Raw genomic sequence first — 15,175 nt, 5'->3', positions numbered from 1 at the left:
GTCCGTCAAGAACGGCTTGGCGAAATTGTATTGTTACTTTATAACATTGTGCAATGCATCGTTTCGAATGCGCTCGCCTGAAGAGGTTTCGCCATGTCCAACCGTCTCCCTGTCACCGTGCTGTCCGGCTTCCTTGGCGCCGGCAAGAGCACATTGCTCAACCATGTGCTGCGTAACCGCGACAACCTGCGGGTTGCGGTCATCGTCAACGACATGAGCGAAATCAACATCGACGCCAGCGAGGTGCAGCGAAACGTCAGCCTTAACCGTGCTGAGGAGAAGCTGGTGGAGATGAGCAATGGCTGCATCTGCTGCACGCTGCGTGAAGACCTGCTCGAGGAAGTGGCACGGCTGGCCGAAGAGGGGCGTTTCGATTATTTGCTGATCGAGTCCACGGGGATCTCGGAGCCACTGCCAGTGGCCGAGACCTTCACCTTCCGCGACGAACAGGGCCGCAGCCTGTCCGACATGGCGCGGCTGGACACCATGGTCACCGTGGTCGATGGCCTGAACTTCCTGCGTGATTACCAGGCAGCAGACAGCCTGGCCAGCCGTGGCGAAACCCTGGGTGAGGAGGACGAGCGCTCGATCAGTGACTTGCTGATCGAACAGGTCGAGTTCGCCGATGTGCTGTTACTGAGCAAGATCGACCTGATCAGCCAGCACGAGCGCGAAGAGCTCATGGCCATTCTGCGCAGCCTCAATTCCCGGGCGCAAATCGTGCCCATGGTCATGGGCCAGGTGCCGCTGGCGCGCATCCTCGACACCGGTCTGTTCGACTTCGACCAGGCTGCCCAGGCACCGGGCTGGCTGCAGGAGTTGCGCGGTGAGCATGTGCCGGAAACCGAAGAGTACGGCATTGCCGCCACCACCTGGCAGGCCCGGCGCCCGTTTCATCCACAGCGCTTTTTCGACTTTATCAACACGCCCTGGAGCAATGGCCGCCTGCTGCGCTCGAAAGGGTTTTTCTGGTTGGCCAGCAAGTACCAGGAGGCCGGTAGCTGGTCGCAGGCGGGTGGCATGATGCGCCATGGCCTGGCGGGCCGCTGGTGGCGCTTCGTGCCGCGCGAGCAGTGGCCACAGGATGTGGATAATACCGCTGCGATCTTGAAAAACTGGGCTGCCGAGAGCGGTGACTGCCGCCAGGAACTGGTGTTCATCGGGCAGAATATCGACTTCGCAAAATTATCCACAGCACTCGATGCGTGCCTGTTGACCGATCAGGAAATGGACTTGGGGCACATGGGTTGGTTGCGCCTACCCGATCCGTTCGGCCCATGGCTTGAGGAGGCGGCAGCATGAACCCCGCACGCCAGCCTGTGGATATCTTCCAGGTGTTCGGCGAGACACCGCAGGTGCTGACCGAAGTGCTGCAGGACGGCGTGAACCTGGCGGTATGGCGCCGACGTTTGCCGCCGCAACTGGAGGATTTTGCCGCGCTGGTGGTCAGCCTTGGCCAGCCCTTGGCAGACCAGCGCGTCATCGATGTGGACGAGCAGCACATGCCGGTATTGACCGAGTTGTTGCGCGAAGCTGCGGACTTGCACGGCTACGAGGCATTCGTGGCCGATGTGGCTTGGCTGGTGGCGGCCTATACCTGTCTGGTGGGGGCGCGGCGGGTCGGTTTGCGCCTGCAGGTCCTGGCTGGCCCCATGTGCCCGCGCTTTCATGTGGATAACGTGCCGCTGCGTCTGCTCACCACCTATACCGGCCCGGGCAGCGAGTGGTTGCAAGAGCACACCAGTCAGCGCGGTGAGTTACACACAGCGATACCATCTGTGGATAACATCATGCACTTACAAGCTGGCGATGTGGCGGTGCTCAAAGGTGAGAAGTGGCAGGGCAACGAAGGTGCAGGATTGGTGCATCGTTCGCCCTCGGGGCAGCAGGGGCGCTTGTTGCTCAGCCTTGACTGGCTGGCCTGACGGCGCATAGTGAGGCATTACCACTGCCTGAAGCCACCGATGCTGCAGAACATTCCCACCCACGTGATTGCCGGCCCGCTGGGAGCCGGCAAGACCACCCTGATCCGTCATCTGCTGGCCCAGCGCCCGGCCAATGAGCGCTGGGCTGTATTGATCAACGAATTCGGCCTGGTAGGGCTGGATGCCGCCTTGCTCAGCCGTGACGAAGACGGTATCGCCATCGGCGAGGTCGCAGGTGGCTGCCTGTGCTGCGTCAATGGCATGCCGTTCCAGGTGGGCCTGGGCCGGCTGCTGCGTAAATCCCGGCCTGACCGGTTGTTGATCGAGCCGTCCGGGCTGGGTCATCCGTTGCAGTTGCTCGCGCAGTTGCAACAAGCCCCTTGGGCTGGAGTGCTGACAATACAGCCATTGCTGATGGTCGTGGATGTGCAGTCGATGATCCGGAACGAGCGGCTTCCGGAGGCTCAACAGCAGGCGCTCGATGCTTCTGAAAGCGTTGTTTTCAACAAGTCGGAGGCTGTGGATGAATATTCTAAGTTGTTGATAAGTAATAAGTTATATGGAAAGAAAGTGTTCTGGGCCGTCCAAGGGGAGCTGCCCTTGTCGGACCTTCCGACGGTACCAGCGGGCATTGTCGACAGCGCGTTTGTGGATAACAGGATTGTCGACAATCTTGTAAATCCCCCGGCAGCGCTCTGGGCGGACCCCGGCCAGCCGATCTGTCTTGCCCAGCAGGGAGAGGGAGGTTGGAGCATCGGCTGGCGCTGGCATCCCGGCCAGCAGTTTTATCCACAGCGGCTGCAGGCGTTCTTGCGTGCCTGGCCATGGCGGCGCGCCAAAGGGGTTATCCACAGTGTGGAGGGTTGGCAATCGTTCAATGGCCTGAATGGGGACATGCCCGCCTGGCAGCCCTGCGACTGGCGCAGGGATACCCGCATCGAGCTGATTTTCGATCAACCGCAATCGCAATCCGCACTGCAAGCCGGGTTGAGCGAATGCCGCGTCAGCTGATCAGTTGCGCCAGCGGTTGTGCTCCTGGCGCCACTGCTGCATCTCGATGACATTGTCGGCGCGCGGTGGGGTCTTGATTTCGAAGGGATAGGGCGCCAGCTCGATCTGCATGCTGTGGGCACCGAACTGGGTCACGGTACCAGGGTGGCGCTGCTCGCCGGTGACAGTGAACTCGAAGGCGTAGACACGCGCCAGGCGTTTGCGGCCGTTGGCGTCACGGACAAAGGCAATACGCTTGAGGGCGACCGCATCGTCGAGCAGTTCGAGGTCGAGCTTGGCGCAATGCTGTTTGACCCGCTCCAGGGCTTTTTCGCGCAACCCATGGTTGTGCCACAACCAGGCGCCTGCCGTGGCTATCAGCATCAGGACGAAGAGGTTCTCCAGGGTCAACATTTGCATATGCTCCAAACAGGTCGATCCAGCTTAACTGCGTCCCTGGCCTGTCGTACAGGTGGCAATCGAGTTCATACTGCGCTGCGCACAATCCCTGAAACAGCTTTGGAAACCTCCCGCATGAAACGTACCCCGCACCTGCTCGCCATCCAGTCCCATGTGGTGTTCGGCCACGCCGGCAACAGCGCTGCGGCATTTCCCATGCAGCGTATCGGGGTCAATGTGTGGCCGCTCAATACCGTGCAGTTCTCCAATCACACACAGTATGGCCAGTGGGCGGGTGAAGTGCTTGCCCCGGCGCAAATTCCTGCGTTGGTGGAAGGCATTTCCAACATCGGCGAGCTGGGCCACTGCGACGCGGTGCTGTCCGGTTACCTGGGCAGTGCCGAACAAGGGCGGGCGATTCTGGCCGGCGTCGAGCGAATCAAGGCGGTGAACCCAAAGGCTTTGTACCTTTGCGACCCGGTCATGGGGCACCCGGAGAAGGGTTGCATCGTGCCAGCGGAAGTCAGTGAGTTCCTGCTCGACGAGGCGGCCGCCAGGGCTGACATCCTGTGCCCCAACCAGCTGGAGCTGGACAGCTTCTGTGGGCGCCGGGCGCAGTCGCTGGAGGACTGTGTGAACATGGCGCGCAGCCTGCTGCAGCGTGGGCCGCAGGTGGTGCTGGTCAAGCACCTGGCCTACCCCGGGCGTACCGAGGACCAGTTCGAGATGCTGCTGGTGACCGCCGAGCACAGCTGGCACCTGCGCCGCCCGCTGCTGGCGTTCCCGCGCCAGCCGGTGGGGGTGGGTGACCTGACCTCAGGCCTGTTCCTGGCCCGCGTGCTGCTCGGCGACAGCTGGGTGCAGGCGTTCGAATTCACCGCTGCGGCCGTGCACGAAGTGCTGCTGGAAACTCAGGCCTGCGCCAGCTACGAGTTGCAACTGGTGCGGGCCCAGGACCGCATCGCGCACCCACGGGTGCGCTTCGAGGCACAGCTGCTGGCGCTTTAAATGGCGTCGGTTTTCAGGTCCTGGTAGCGTTTTTCCAGTTCCTGGCGAATCTGCCGGCGCTGCTGGCCCTGCAGGAAGCGGCGCTTTTCTTCGCTGCTTTGCGGCTGGCGTGGTGGCACCGGCACCGGGCGACGGTTGTCGTCGACCGCGACCATGGTGAAGAAGCAGCTGTTGGAATGGCGCACCGAGCGCTCGCGGATGTTCTCGGTCACCACCTTGATGCCCACCTCCATCGAGGTGTTGCCGGTGTAGTTGACCGACGCCAGGAAGGTCACCAGTTCACCCACGTGCACCGGCTCGCGGAAGATCACCTGGTCGACCGACAGGGTAACCACATAGCTGCCGGCATAGCGGCTGGCGCACGCATAGGCCACTTCGTCGAGGTACTTGAGCAGGGTGCCGCCATGTACGTTGCCAGAAAAGTTGGCCATGTCCGGGGTCATCAGGACGGTCATGCTCAGCTGGGCGTTTCCAGGTTCCATAGTGTGCTCACGGTGAGGTTGCGCGGAATCGGGCGAACAGGGGGCATTATCTGCAGACACTTGTGTTCCCCTCTTTTGAATTTGCCTTCCTGGTACGGGACGTTGGCTGACGCTCCATCGTCACGCCGATCATGCCATCAGCGGCGCTTTTCCAGCCGATCTGTTTCTGCATATTGCACCGCCTTTTTGCGGTGGGGGGCGATGTTAACCTGACTACACCCATGCAACATGGGCTTTTTCTGCATTCAAAACAGTATGTACTTGCTGCTCGCTCAGGGTTGCCTTGGCAGAGGAGCGGTCTGCCCAGGCATCCAGCACCGGACGAGAAAAGGAGTATCACGCCATGCATGCCATCAGCTTCATCCAGGACCTGGCAGTCATCATGCTGGTTGCTGGCGTGGTCACCGTTCTCTTTCACCGCTTCAAGCAACCCGTGGTGCTGGGCTACATCGTCGCCGGCTTCATCATCGGCCCGCACACCCCTCCGTTCGGTCTGATCCACGACGAAGACACCATCAAGATCCTCGCCGAGCTGGGGGTGATCTTCCTGATGTTCTGCCTGGGGCTCGAGTTCAGCCTGCGCAAGCTGTTCAAGGTAGGCGCCACGGCGTTCATCGCGGCGTTTCTGGAAATCGTGCTGATGATCTGGATCGGCTTCGAGATCGGCCGCTGGTTCGGCTGGAACACCATGGATTCATTGTTCCTCGGTGCCATCCTGGCAATTTCCTCGACCACCATCATCGTCAAGGCGCTCAACGACCTGAAGATGAAGAACGAGCGTTTCGCCCAGTTGATCTTCGGCGTGCTGATCGTCGAGGACATCCTCGGCATCGGCATCATTGCCCTGTTGTCGGGCATCGCCGTCAGCGGCACGGTCAGCTCGAGCGAAGTGTTCTCCACTGTCGGCAAGCTGTCGCTGTTCATGATCGTCGCGCTGGTCATCGGCATCCTGCTGGTGCCGCGGCTGCTGGCCTACGTGGCCAAATTCGAAAGCAACGAGATGTTGCTGATTACCGTATTGGGACTGTGCTTCGGCTTCTGCCTGCTGGTGGTGAAGCTGGAATACAGCATGGTGCTTGGCGCCTTCCTGATTGGCGCGATCATGGCTGAATCGCGCCAGTTGCTGAAGATCGAGAGCCTGATCGAACCGGTACGCGACCTGTTCAGCGCCATCTTCTTCGTCGCCATCGGCCTGATGATCGACCCCCAGGTGCTGATCGACTACGCCTGGCCGATCATGGTCATTACCCTGGCGGTGGTGTTGGGCAAGATGCTCTCGTGCGGCATGGGCGCGTTCATTGCCGGCAATGACGGGCGCACATCGCTGCGGGTGGGCATGGGGCTTTCGCAGATTGGCGAGTTTTCCTTCATCATCGCCGCGCTGGGCATGACCCTGCAGGTGACCAGCGACTTCCTCTACCCGGTGGCTGTGGCGGTATCGGCAATCACCACGCTGCTGACACCCTACCTGATCCGTGCCGCCGACCCGCTGTCGCTCAAGCTGGGCAAGGTAGTGCCCAGCCGCCTGGCACGGGTGCTGTCGTTGTATGGCGAATGGTTGCGCAGCATCCAGCCGCAGGGCGAGGGCGCCATGCTGGCGGCGATGATCCGGCGCATCCTGTTGCAGGTGGGGGTGAACCTGGCGCTGGTGATCGCCATCTTCTTCAGTGGTGGCTACTTCGCCGGGCGTATCGGCAACTGGCTCAGCGAGTGGGTCAGCGATGCCAGCCAGCAGAAAGCGCTGATCTGGGGGGCAGCGTTATTGCTGTCGCTGCCGTTCCTGATTGCTGCCTATCGCAAGCTCAAGGCGCTGTCGATGCTGCTGGCGGAGCTGGGCGTCAAGCCGGAAATGGCCGGGCGGCATACCCAGCGCGTGCGCCGTGTGATTGCCGAGGTGATCCCGCTGTTGTCGTTGCTGGTGATTTTCCTGCTGCTGTCGGCGCTGTCGGCGAGCATTCTGCCGACCAGCGAGCTGCTGCTGGTGATTGCCGTGGTGGCTGCGGTGGTGGTGGCCTTGCTGTGGCGCTGGTTTATCCGCGTGCATACGCGCATGCAGATTGCCTTGCTGGAGACGCTGGAGAACAGCCGCGAGAATACGCACTGAAGGAGGCTTGCTCCCTGCGCAAGATTTCACCGTCGTCCGAGGGGATGGAGCGGTAGCGATGTCGCCAGGCGCAGAAAGCCTGGCGATTTTAACTACATTGATGGCACTGAGCCATAAATTTTCTATTCCTGTGCCGGCCTTTTCGCGGGTAAACCCGCTCCCACAGGACTACACAATGATCAGCACCTGTGCAGTCCCTGTGGGAGCGGGTTTACCCGCGAAGAGGCCGGCACAGGCAGCATCAAACTGGAGGTTGAAATCAGCTCTCCAGCCAGACATCCCGCGCCCAGTGCCACACCGATTCCCAGCTGTCTTCGCCGACGATTTCCTCTTCGGCATCCCACAGCACCACGGTGCCGTCTTCTTCGACGCAATAGTAGTTGTCGCCGTCCTGGCACAGCGGAATCAGGTCACGCGGCACGCCGGCATCCCAGGCGTTGGCGGCGACGTCGGGCAGGTAGGTATGCGACTGTGGGTCGGTAACGGTCACCGGCTCCAGCGAGCCATACACCACGTCACTGACGGTCAGCAGGAACTCTTTGAACACGAACGGAATGTTGATGAACAGCTCTTCTTCGATCTCGACCAGCTGGTCCTCGTCGGGAAGCTCAAGGGGCACCGGTACTGGCTCATTGGCTTCACGGAGTTGTTCGATCACTTCTTCCACGGTTTGCTTCCTCTGACCTAGATGACAACGCTGCGCGTTATACCCTAGTAGGCCACTCTGGCAAAAGCAAAACCCCGGGACAGGCCCGGGGTTTTTTGTGCAGCACGCAGCGGTTAGCCGTTTTGACGGATACCGGCCACCAGCCAAGGCTGGTTTTCGCCCTGGGCGCGGACCATGTGCCAGCTTTCGCTGAACACCTCGCCCTGGTCGAAGCGCGAGTTTTTCGACAGGCCACGGAAGGTCAGGGTGGCGTCGGTGCGGTCGGCGCGGTCGTCGACACCGTCCAGCTGCACATCGAGGTTGTCGATGTAGGTGGACTGGAAGCCATCACCCAGTTCAGCGCGCTCGCGCTTGAGGAACTCGAGCATCTGCGGGGTGACGAACTCGGCGATCTTGTCCATCTCGTTGGCGTCCCAGTGCTGCTGCAGCGCCTGGAAGTGGTTACGGGCGGCAGCCAGGAAGTTCTGCTCGTTGAACCAGGCCGGGGCGTTGATCACCGGGGCGGCGGCGGCAGGCGCGGCCGAACCACCGAAGATCGACGGCTGGGCAGGCTGGGCGTGAGCTTCACGGTGCATCGGTGCATGGCCCGGCATGGCCATTTGCGGCTGCTGCTGGCGACGGCGCGCGGCGATGAAGCGGAACACCAGGAAGGCGATGAGCGCCACGATCAGGAAGTCCATGATCTGGAAGCCTTCGAAACCGTCGCCCATGAACATGGACGCCAGCAGGCCACCGGCGGCGAGGCCGGCCAGCGGGCCCAGCCAGCGCGAAGCACCGCTGGCTGCCGGGGCTGCACGGCCAGGTGCGGTCGGCGCGGCGGCAGGCGTGGTTGGCGTGGCCTGGCGGGTCTGGTGAATAGGCGCGGAGCCCGAGCTCTTGCCGCCGCCAAAACGCTTGGCGTTGGCGTCCAGGCTCAGCGTCAGGCCGACGCAGAGCGCCAGAGCGATGCTAAGAAAACGTTGCATAAGTGGGATATCCCCTGTTGTGGATTGCACGCGCGTCATGGTGCACAGGTTCCCGGGCACATGACCAGCGACATAATGTTTCGAGCTTTTGCCTGAATGTTACAAGGCCGCTCCTACAAGGGACCGCGCAGGCATTTAGATGGCCTCGAGCTTGGCATAACCCAGCATCAGCCACTTGCTGCCTTCGGCAAAATTCACCTGCACCCGCGCCTGGGCGCCGGAGCCTTCGAAGTTGAGGATCACGCCTTCGCCGAATACCGCATGCTGCACACGCTGGCCCAGGTTGAACGCGGTCTGCGGAATGCTGGCATTGGCGAACAGGTTGCTGTTCGTGGCCGTCTTGGTCCCGCCGAACGGGCGGCTGACGCTGTTGGACAGGCGCACTTCCTGAATCAGCCCCGCCGGAATTTCGCGTACGAAACGTGACACCTTGTTGTAGGTCTCGCTGCCATACAGGCGACGCGTTTCGGCGTAGGTCATGACCAGCTGGCGCATGGCGCGGGTGATGCCCACATAAGCCAGGCGGCGTTCCTCTTCCAGACGGCCAGGCTCTTCCAGGCTCATCTTGTGCGGGAACAGGCCTTCTTCCATGCCTACCAGGAACACATACGGGAATTCCAGGCCCTTGGCGCTGTGCAAGGTCATCAACTGCACGCTGTCTTCATGCTCGTCGGCCTGGGCATCGCCTGCCTCGAGCGAGGCATGGCCGAGGAACGCCGAGAGTGGCGATAGATCGGCGTCTTCGTCGGTGGACTCGAAGTTGCGTGCTGCGCTGACCAGTTCCTCAAGGTTTTCTACCCGTGCCTGGCCCTTTTCACCCTTTTCTTCCTGGTGATAGATGATCAGCCCGGACTGCTCGATGGTGGTCTGGGTCATGGTATGCAGTGGCATGTCCACGACCTTGGCAGCCAGCCCCTCGATCAGCTCGATGAACGCCCCCAGAGCACTGGCGGCGCGGCCTTTCAGGGCTTTGGCGGCGAGCAGTTGGCACATGGCCTGCCACATCGACAGCTGGCTGTGGCGGGCGTGCTCGCGGATGGCTTCGACGGTTTTCTCGCCAATGCCACGTGGCGGCACGTTGATCACCCGCTCCAGGGCGGCATCGTTGCCACGGCCTTCGATCAGCCGCAGGTAGGCCATGGCGTTCTTGATTTCGGCGCGCTCGAAGAAGCGCTGGCCACCGTAGATGCGGTAGGGGATGCGTTCGCGCAGCAGGGCTTCTTCGAGCACCCGCGACTGGGCGTTGGAACGGTACAGGATGGCAATCTCGTTGCGCGCATTGCCCTGCTTGACCAGGCTCTCGATGGTTTCCACCACGTAGCGCGCTTCGTCGTGCTCGTTGTAGGCCGCGTACAGGGTCAGCGGTTCGCCTTCGCCCATGTCGGTCCACAGCTCCTTGCCCAGGCGCCCGCTATTGTTGGCGATCAGCGCGTTGGCCGCCTTGAGGATGCCGCCGGTGGAGCGGTAGTTCTGCTCCAGGCGGATCATTTCGGCGTCGGGGAAGTCGGCAGTGTACTGGTGAATGTTCTCGATCTTGGCACCGCGCCAGCCGTAGATCGACTGGTCGTCATCGCCCACCGCCATCAGGCTGTCACCGCCGCGCGCCAGCAGGCGCAGCCAGGCGTACTGCACGGCGTTGGTATCCTGGAATTCGTCCACCAGCACGTGGCGGAAGCGCCGCTGGTAGTGCTCCAGCAGGCCCGGGTGGTCGCGCCACAGGTCCAGGGCGCGCAGCAGCAGCTCGGAGAAGTCGATGACCCCGGCGCGCTCGCAGGCCTGCTCGTAGGCGGTATACACGTCGCGCATGGTCGACAGGAACAGGTCGCCCCCGGCCTGGATATGCTGCGGGCGCAGGCCTTCGTCCTTCTGCCCGTTGATGAACCACTGGGCCTGGCGTGCCGGCCACTTCTGCTCGTCCAGGCCCAGCTCGCGCATCACCCGCTTGATCAGGCGCTGCTGGTCGTCGCTGTCGAGGATCTGGAAGTTCTGCACCAGCCGTGCTTCCTGCCAGTGGGCCCGCAGCAGGCGATGGGCCAGGCCGTGGAAGGTGCCGACCCACATGCCCGCCGGGTTGATGCCCAGCAGTTGCTCGATCCGCTGGCGCATTTCTGCTGCGGCCTTGTTGGTGAAGGTCACCGACAGGATCGAGTGCGGCGATGCCTGCTCCACCTGGATCAGCCAGGCAATGCGGTGCACCAGCACGCGGGTTTTACCGGAACCGGCGCCAGCAAGCACCAGTTGACGCCCGAGCGTGGCCGCTACGGCCTGGCGTTGGGCATCGTTGAGGGAATTCAGCAGGAGGGAGAGGTCGTCTGTGCGCATCGGGCCATTCTAGGGCGCGGCAGGAAATGGGGCAAACCTCTACTGTATAAATATTCACCTGCCGCATGCCCGTTCATCGAGCCGATGGCAGGTGCCAGGTCGTCACTCCGGCGACCTGGCCATCAGCGGCTCAGTCAAGCGCCTCTATGTTGCGTATTTCGCAGCGCTGCGAACTGTCGGCATGAATGATTTGCACGGTTTTCCAGGGCGTGCCGCCTGCACGTTCGAACACCACGGTTTTTTCCGTCAGCACTTGCGGGGTGATAGCGCCGCTATCGAGCAGTTGAAGCTCCAGCACTTCCCAGCCCCCCCTGTGGCGCACCTTGGGTTCGACCAGTACCGGCTCGATGGCCGGGCAGCCGACCGTAACGGTGCCGTGAACCCTGAAAACCTGCTTACCGTTGGCGATGTCATTGATTGCAACGAGGTTGGCGATAGTGGCCATTGTCCGCTCCTGTCTCGGGTTGAAAGTAGCGCAAGCGCGCAGGGGCTACTTTCTGCCCTTTCACCTGCCACGGGAGCAGGGCAGTGCTTCAGCTATGCCAGTGCCTGCCATGCCTGGCGAGCAGGCTGTTGGCTTGCTCCGGCCCGTTGCTGCCTGCCGGGTACGGTCGTGGCGCCTGGAAGTGCTCTTCACAGCCCTTGATGATCGGGTCGATCCACGCCCAGGCCGCTTCCACTTCATCGCGGCGCATGAACAGCGTCGAGTCGCCCTCCAGCACATCCAGCAGCAGCCGCTCGTAGGCCTCCCAGCGGCGCGTCTGGCTGAACACCTGGGCCAGGTTCAGGTCCAGGTCCACCGGCTCCAGGCGCATGCCCTTGCCCGGGCTCTTGGTCATCATGCGCAGGCTGATGCGTTCATCCGGTTGCAGCTGGATCAGCAGCTGGTTGACCTGGCCACCCTTGAACAGCTCGTGGGGCACCGGCTTGAACTGGATGACGATCTGCGATGAGCGCCGTGCCATGCGCTTGCCGGTGCGCAGGTAGAAGGGCACGCCCGCCCAGCGCCAGTTGTCGACGTGCGCCTCGATGGCGATGAAGGTTTCGGTGTCGCTGTCGTTGTCGACGTCCTTTTCGAAGTAGTAGGCCGGCACTTCCTGGCCGCCAATGTGCCCGGCGCCATACTGGCCGCGTACGGTCTTGTCCTGCACGTCCTGGCCAGTGATGGGCTTGAGGGCCCGCAGGATCTTCACTTTCTCGTCACGCACCGCTTCGGCCTCGAACTGCGCGGGGGGCTCCATGGCCACCAGGCACAGCAGCTGTAACAGGTGGTTCTGCAGCATGTCGCGGGTCGCTCCGGCGCGGTCGTAGTAGGCGCCGCGGTTCTCTACCCCCAGCGTCTCGCAAACGCTGATCTGCACGTGGTCGACCTGGTTGTTGCGCCACACCGGCTCCAGCAGGGCGTTGGCAAAGCGCAGGGCCATCAGGTTCTGCACGGTTTCCTTGCCCAGGTAGTGGTCGATGCGGAATACCTGGTTTTCCTCCAGCACTGCGCCAATCGCTTCGTTGATGGCGGTAGCCGATTCCAGCGAGTGGCCGATCGGCTTTTCCAGCACGATGCGCGCTTCGGCGTCGGCCAGGCCGGCGTTATGCAGGTGCTTGGCAATCGGCACGAACAGGTTGGGGGCGGTGGCCAGGTAGAAGATGCGCGTCAAGCCGCCGGGTTCGCCCAGGTAGCGCGCCAGTCGGCCGAAGTCGGCGCTTTGCGAAGCATCCATGGCGAAATAGTCGATCCGCGCGGAAAACCGCTGCCAGACCTCTTCGTCGAAGTCGTTGCGGGCGATCTGCGCCCGGCAATGGCGTTCGGCGAGCTTGAGATAATCGTTACGTGGCAAGTTGCGTCGCGCCAGCGCGATGATTCGCACGGCAGGGTCAAGACGGGCCTCGCGAAACAGGTGGTAGAGCGCCGGAAGCAATTTGTGCAGGGCCAGATCGCCGGTGCCGCCGAAGACCAGAATGTCGCAAGGAATAGTCAAACCACCACTCTCCACGTTCGTTTAACTGGGCGGGTTGGCGTCCATGTAGTATAACTACAAGAAAGCTACAACCCGGCCAGTCGATCATAACCGAGTCCAGCCCGTGAATCTGTTGCAACATATCGCCCAATCGCGCCACCTGCTGCGCAAATCGGAACTCAAAGTAGCCGACCACGTGCTACTAGACCCGGCTGCCGTCATGCACAGTTCCATGGCCGACCTGGCGCACAGCGTGGGTATCAGCGAACCGACCATCGTGCGTTTCTGCCGCGCGATCGGTTGCTCGGGCTTCCAGGACTTGAAGCTGAAGCTGGCGCAGAGCCTGGCCGCGGGGGCCAGTTTCGGTCAGTTCGCCATCCATGAAGACGATTCGGTTGCCGATTACAGCCTGAAGATCTTCGACACCACCCTGCACACCCTGATGGAAGTGCGCGAGCACCTTGACCCGCAAGCGCTGCAGCAGGCGGTGACCGCCATGGCCCAGGCGCAGCGTGTGGAGTTCTATGGCTTTGGCGCCTCCGGTGCGGTGGCGGCTGATGCCCAGCACAAGTTCTTCCGCCTGCTGCTCAGCGCGGCAGCCTATTCCGACCCACACATGCAGGCAATGTCGGCGGTGACCCTGAAGCCAGGCGATGTGGCGGTGTGCATTTCCCAGTCGGGCCGTTCCAAGGACTTGCTGATCACTGCCAACCTGGTCCGTGAGAGCGGTGCCAACCTGATTACCCTTTGCCCCAGCCAGACACCGCTGGCGGAGCTGTCGACGGTCAACCTGGCGATCGACGTGCATGAAGACACCGAAATCTACACCCCGCTGACCTCGCGTATCGCCCACCTGGTGGTGATCGACGTGCTGGCCATGGGCGTGGCCATGGCGCGCGGGCCGAGCCTGGTCAACCACCTGAAGAGCGTGAAGCGCAGCTTGCGCAGCCTGCGTTTGTCGCCCAAGTCGATCAAGGCGACCGACGACTGATCACAGCAACCTGTACTGGCCCTTCGCGGGTGAACCCGCTCCCACAGGATTACCACAGCGCTGAATACTGTGGGGTACCTGTGGGAGCGGGTTCACCCGCGAAAGGGCCGGTACAGGCAAAGCAGATTTCACTGTTTTGTCACCATTCCACAGTCAAACCGTAACCCCTCAGAGCCAGTCTGAAACTCCCGCATCCTATCTGGGAGACAGGCAATGGCTCGTGACTTCGACGGTACGTACCAACCCAGCGCCAAGGCCCGCAAGCAGCAGGAAAAGGACCGGCGCCGCATGGAATACCGTCGCGCGATCGAGAGCTATTGCGACCAGCGTCAACTGCTCCGCGAACTCGTGGACTATCCCGAGCTGCAAGCGCTCACGGTCTGGCAGGCTTCGGCGGCAACTTCCCCGAAAAACGCTCAGCCAGCGCGCTGATCAGCGCACGTTCGCTGCGGATGAACGCCAGGAAGGCCAAGGCCACCGGCGACTGCCGTTTGGCCTTGGCCTGCACCACGCACCAGCTGCGGTACAACGGCAGTTCCTCTACCGGCAGTTCCATCAGCACCCCGGTGGCCAGCTCCAGGTTGACCGCATGGCGGGTCAGCAGGGCAATGCCCAGGCCGGCGATCACGCACTCGCGCTGGGCGTCGGCCGAGGCCACTTCCAGGGTCTGGGTGAAGTGCACGCGTTTGTCCTTGAAGTACTCCTCGCAAGCCTTGCGCGTGCCCGAACCTTGTTCGCGGACCAGCAAGGTATGAGGCTCCAGGTCCTGCAGGCGCAGCTGCTCCAGCTTGCACAGCGGGTGCTCGGGCGGCGCCACCGCGACGATCGGGTTGTTGAGGAACGGCAGAAACTCCAGGCCCATGTCCTGCGGTACCATGGACATGATGATCAGGTCGTCGCGATTGTCCGACAGGCGGCGGATGGCCTGGGCGCGGTTGACCACCGTCAGGGTCAGGTTGACCTCCGGGTGGCGCTGCTTGAAGGCAGCGAACAGGTGTGGCACGAAGTACTTGGCACTGGACTCGATCGCCAGTTTCAGCTGCCCCTGCAGTGAACCCTGCAGGTCCGACAGTTGCATGTCCAGGCTCTCCAGGCGCCCGAAGATATCGCGGCTGGCACGTTGCAGGGCCTCGGCAGCTTCGGTCAGGTAGAGCTTCTTGCCCACATACTCGAACAGCGGCTGGCCGATCAGTTCTTCGAGCTGGCGGATTTGTAGACTAACGGCGGGTTGTGTCAGCGCCATCTCTTCCGCCGCACGGCTGTACGAACGCAGATCGCACACCTCGTTGAAGATCTGTAATTGACGTAAAGTCATACGCATCAAGGACTTACGCATTTTTATCCGCCCTTCGGCAACACCTTGTTAC

At 62.1% G+C, this 15,175-nt stretch carries 15 protein-coding genes; 7 read left to right on the top strand and 8 right to left on the bottom strand.

Annotated features, from left to right (window positions below):
- The first annotated feature begins 93 nt into the window (after nt 1–93).
- The 3 genes from zigA to FQ664_RS00320 are packed head-to-tail and all read left to right on the top strand — an operon-like array spanning nt 94 to nt 2,936.
- Nucleotides 94–1,302, top strand: coding sequence for a zinc metallochaperone GTPase ZigA (gene zigA / locus FQ664_RS00330; protein ID WP_144169958.1), 1,209 nt, complete (start codon nt 94–96; stop codon nt 1,300–1,302).
- Complete coding sequence (locus FQ664_RS00325; RefSeq protein ID WP_144169957.1) at nt 1,299–1,925, top strand: DUF1826 domain-containing protein; 627 nt, start codon at nt 1,299–1,301, stop codon at nt 1,923–1,925. Before zigA ends, FQ664_RS00325 begins: the two co-directional genes overlap by 4 nt.
- A gap of 39 nt (nt 1,926–1,964) precedes the next feature.
- Nucleotides 1,965–2,936, top strand: a complete 972-nt coding sequence (locus FQ664_RS00320; protein ID WP_144169956.1) for a CobW family GTP-binding protein — start codon at nt 1,965–1,967, stop codon at nt 2,934–2,936.
- Here the strand turns inward: FQ664_RS00320 and FQ664_RS00315 are convergent, their stop codons facing one another.
- Nucleotides 2,937–3,329 carry a DUF3301 domain-containing protein gene (locus tag FQ664_RS00315; protein ID WP_144170082.1) on the bottom strand — a complete coding sequence of 131 codons (393 nt, stop codon included), beginning with the start codon at nt 3,327–3,329 and terminating at the stop codon, nt 2,937–2,939.
- 120 nt (nt 3,330–3,449) lie between these two features.
- Here FQ664_RS00315 and pdxY point away from each other — a divergent pair, with 120 nt between their 5' ends.
- Nucleotides 3,450–4,322: a pyridoxal kinase PdxY gene (pdxY, locus tag FQ664_RS00310; protein WP_144169955.1), complete on the top strand. Its 873-nt coding sequence runs from the start codon at nt 3,450–3,452 to the stop codon at nt 4,320–4,322.
- On the opposite strand, the gene FQ664_RS00305 is transcribed toward pdxY, so the two are convergent.
- Entirely contained in the window at nt 4,319–4,804 is a 486-nt protein-coding gene (locus FQ664_RS00305; RefSeq protein WP_009683536.1) for an acyl-CoA thioesterase, read from the bottom strand. The two genes, pdxY and FQ664_RS00305, sit on opposite strands and share 4 nt — an antisense overlap.
- A 343-nt stretch (nt 4,805–5,147) precedes the next feature.
- On the opposite strand from FQ664_RS00305, the gene FQ664_RS00300 reads away from it, so the two are divergent.
- The gene (locus tag FQ664_RS00300) at nt 5,148–6,908 is read left to right on the top strand and encodes a cation:proton antiporter (protein ID WP_144169954.1); all 1,761 of its coding nucleotides are present in this window, start codon (nt 5,148–5,150) and stop codon (nt 6,906–6,908) included.
- 259 nt (nt 6,909–7,167) lie between these two features.
- Here FQ664_RS00300 and FQ664_RS00295 read toward each other — a convergent pair whose 3' ends face one another.
- The 5 genes from FQ664_RS00295 to zwf form a co-directional block, all read right to left on the bottom strand.
- Nucleotides 7,168–7,575 carry an SMI1/KNR4 family protein gene (locus FQ664_RS00295; RefSeq protein WP_144169953.1) on the bottom strand — a complete coding sequence of 136 codons (408 nt, stop codon included), beginning with the start codon at nt 7,573–7,575 and terminating at the stop codon, nt 7,168–7,170.
- Between the two features lie 113 nt (nt 7,576–7,688).
- Nucleotides 7,689–8,540, bottom strand: a complete 852-nt coding sequence (locus FQ664_RS00290) for a Tim44 domain-containing protein (protein WP_144169952.1) — start codon at nt 8,538–8,540, stop codon at nt 7,689–7,691.
- 135 nt (nt 8,541–8,675) lie between these two features.
- Nucleotides 8,676–10,862, bottom strand: a complete 2,187-nt coding sequence (gene uvrD / locus FQ664_RS00285; protein ID WP_144169951.1) for a DNA helicase II — start codon at nt 10,860–10,862, stop codon at nt 8,676–8,678.
- Nucleotides 10,863–10,992: 130 nt separating this feature from the next.
- Nucleotides 10,993–11,307 (bottom strand): hypothetical protein, encoded by a 315-nt coding sequence (locus FQ664_RS00280; protein WP_144169950.1) that lies wholly within the window; start codon nt 11,305–11,307, stop codon nt 10,993–10,995.
- 88 nt (nt 11,308–11,395) lie between these two features.
- Nucleotides 11,396–12,838 (bottom strand): glucose-6-phosphate dehydrogenase, encoded by a 1,443-nt coding sequence (gene zwf / locus FQ664_RS00275; protein WP_144169949.1) that lies wholly within the window; start codon nt 12,836–12,838, stop codon nt 11,396–11,398.
- A 103-nt stretch (nt 12,839–12,941) separates the two neighbouring features.
- On the opposite strand from zwf, the gene hexR reads away from it, so the two are divergent.
- Both hexR and FQ664_RS00265 read left to right on the top strand, forming a co-directional pair.
- Nucleotides 12,942–13,808: a transcriptional regulator HexR gene (hexR, locus tag FQ664_RS00270; RefSeq protein ID WP_011536461.1), complete on the top strand. Its 867-nt coding sequence runs from the start codon at nt 12,942–12,944 to the stop codon at nt 13,806–13,808.
- 213 nt (nt 13,809–14,021) lie between these two features.
- Nucleotides 14,022–14,240, top strand: coding sequence for a PA3496 family putative envelope integrity protein (locus FQ664_RS00265; protein WP_144169948.1), 219 nt, complete (start codon nt 14,022–14,024; stop codon nt 14,238–14,240).
- On the opposite strand, the gene FQ664_RS00260 is transcribed toward FQ664_RS00265, so the two are convergent.
- A complete protein-coding gene (locus tag FQ664_RS00260) occupies nt 14,182–15,129 on the bottom strand; it encodes a LysR family transcriptional regulator (RefSeq protein ID WP_178090934.1) in 948 nt (315 codons plus the stop codon). The genes FQ664_RS00265 and FQ664_RS00260 overlap by 59 nt on opposite strands.
- Nucleotides 15,130–15,175: the final 46 nt, after the last annotated feature.

This window comes from Pseudomonas persica, from assembly GCF_900291015.1.
In the GTDB taxonomy this organism is placed as follows: domain Bacteria; phylum Pseudomonadota; class Gammaproteobacteria; order Pseudomonadales; family Pseudomonadaceae; genus Aquipseudomonas.
The sequence above is the reverse complement of the archived record's forward strand: the minus strand, read 5'-3'. Positions and strand labels throughout refer to the sequence as shown.

Bases quoted from the DNA above. Each gene is read 5' to 3' on its own strand.
- zigA (WP_144169958.1), top strand. From the start codon at position 94: ATGTCCAACCGTCTCCCTGTCACCGTGCTGTCCGGCTTCCTTGGCGCC.
- FQ664_RS00325 (WP_144169957.1), top strand. From the start codon at position 1,299: ATGAACCCCGCACGCCAGCCTGTGGATATCTTCCAGGTGTTCGGCGAG.
- FQ664_RS00320 (WP_144169956.1), top strand. From the start codon at position 1,965: ATGCTGCAGAACATTCCCACCCACGTGATTGCCGGCCCGCTGGGAGCC.
- FQ664_RS00315 (WP_144170082.1), bottom strand. From the start codon at position 3,329: ATGTTGACCCTGGAGAACCTCTTCGTCCTGATGCTGATAGCCACGGCA.
- pdxY (WP_144169955.1), top strand. From the start codon at position 3,450: ATGAAACGTACCCCGCACCTGCTCGCCATCCAGTCCCATGTGGTGTTC.
- FQ664_RS00305 (WP_009683536.1), bottom strand. From the start codon at position 4,804: ATGGAACCTGGAAACGCCCAGCTGAGCATGACCGTCCTGATGACCCCG.
- FQ664_RS00300 (WP_144169954.1), top strand. From the start codon at position 5,148: ATGCATGCCATCAGCTTCATCCAGGACCTGGCAGTCATCATGCTGGTT.
- FQ664_RS00290 (WP_144169952.1), bottom strand. From the start codon at position 8,540: ATGCAACGTTTTCTTAGCATCGCTCTGGCGCTCTGCGTCGGCCTGACG.
- uvrD (WP_144169951.1), bottom strand. From the start codon at position 10,862: ATGCGCACAGACGACCTCTCCCTCCTGCTGAATTCCCTCAACGATGCC.
- FQ664_RS00280 (WP_144169950.1), bottom strand. From the start codon at position 11,307: ATGGCCACTATCGCCAACCTCGTTGCAATCAATGACATCGCCAACGGT.
- FQ664_RS00265 (WP_144169948.1), top strand. From the start codon at position 14,022: ATGGCTCGTGACTTCGACGGTACGTACCAACCCAGCGCCAAGGCCCGC.
- FQ664_RS00260 (WP_178090934.1), bottom strand. From the start codon at position 15,129: ATGCGTATGACTTTACGTCAATTACAGATCTTCAACGAGGTGTGCGAT.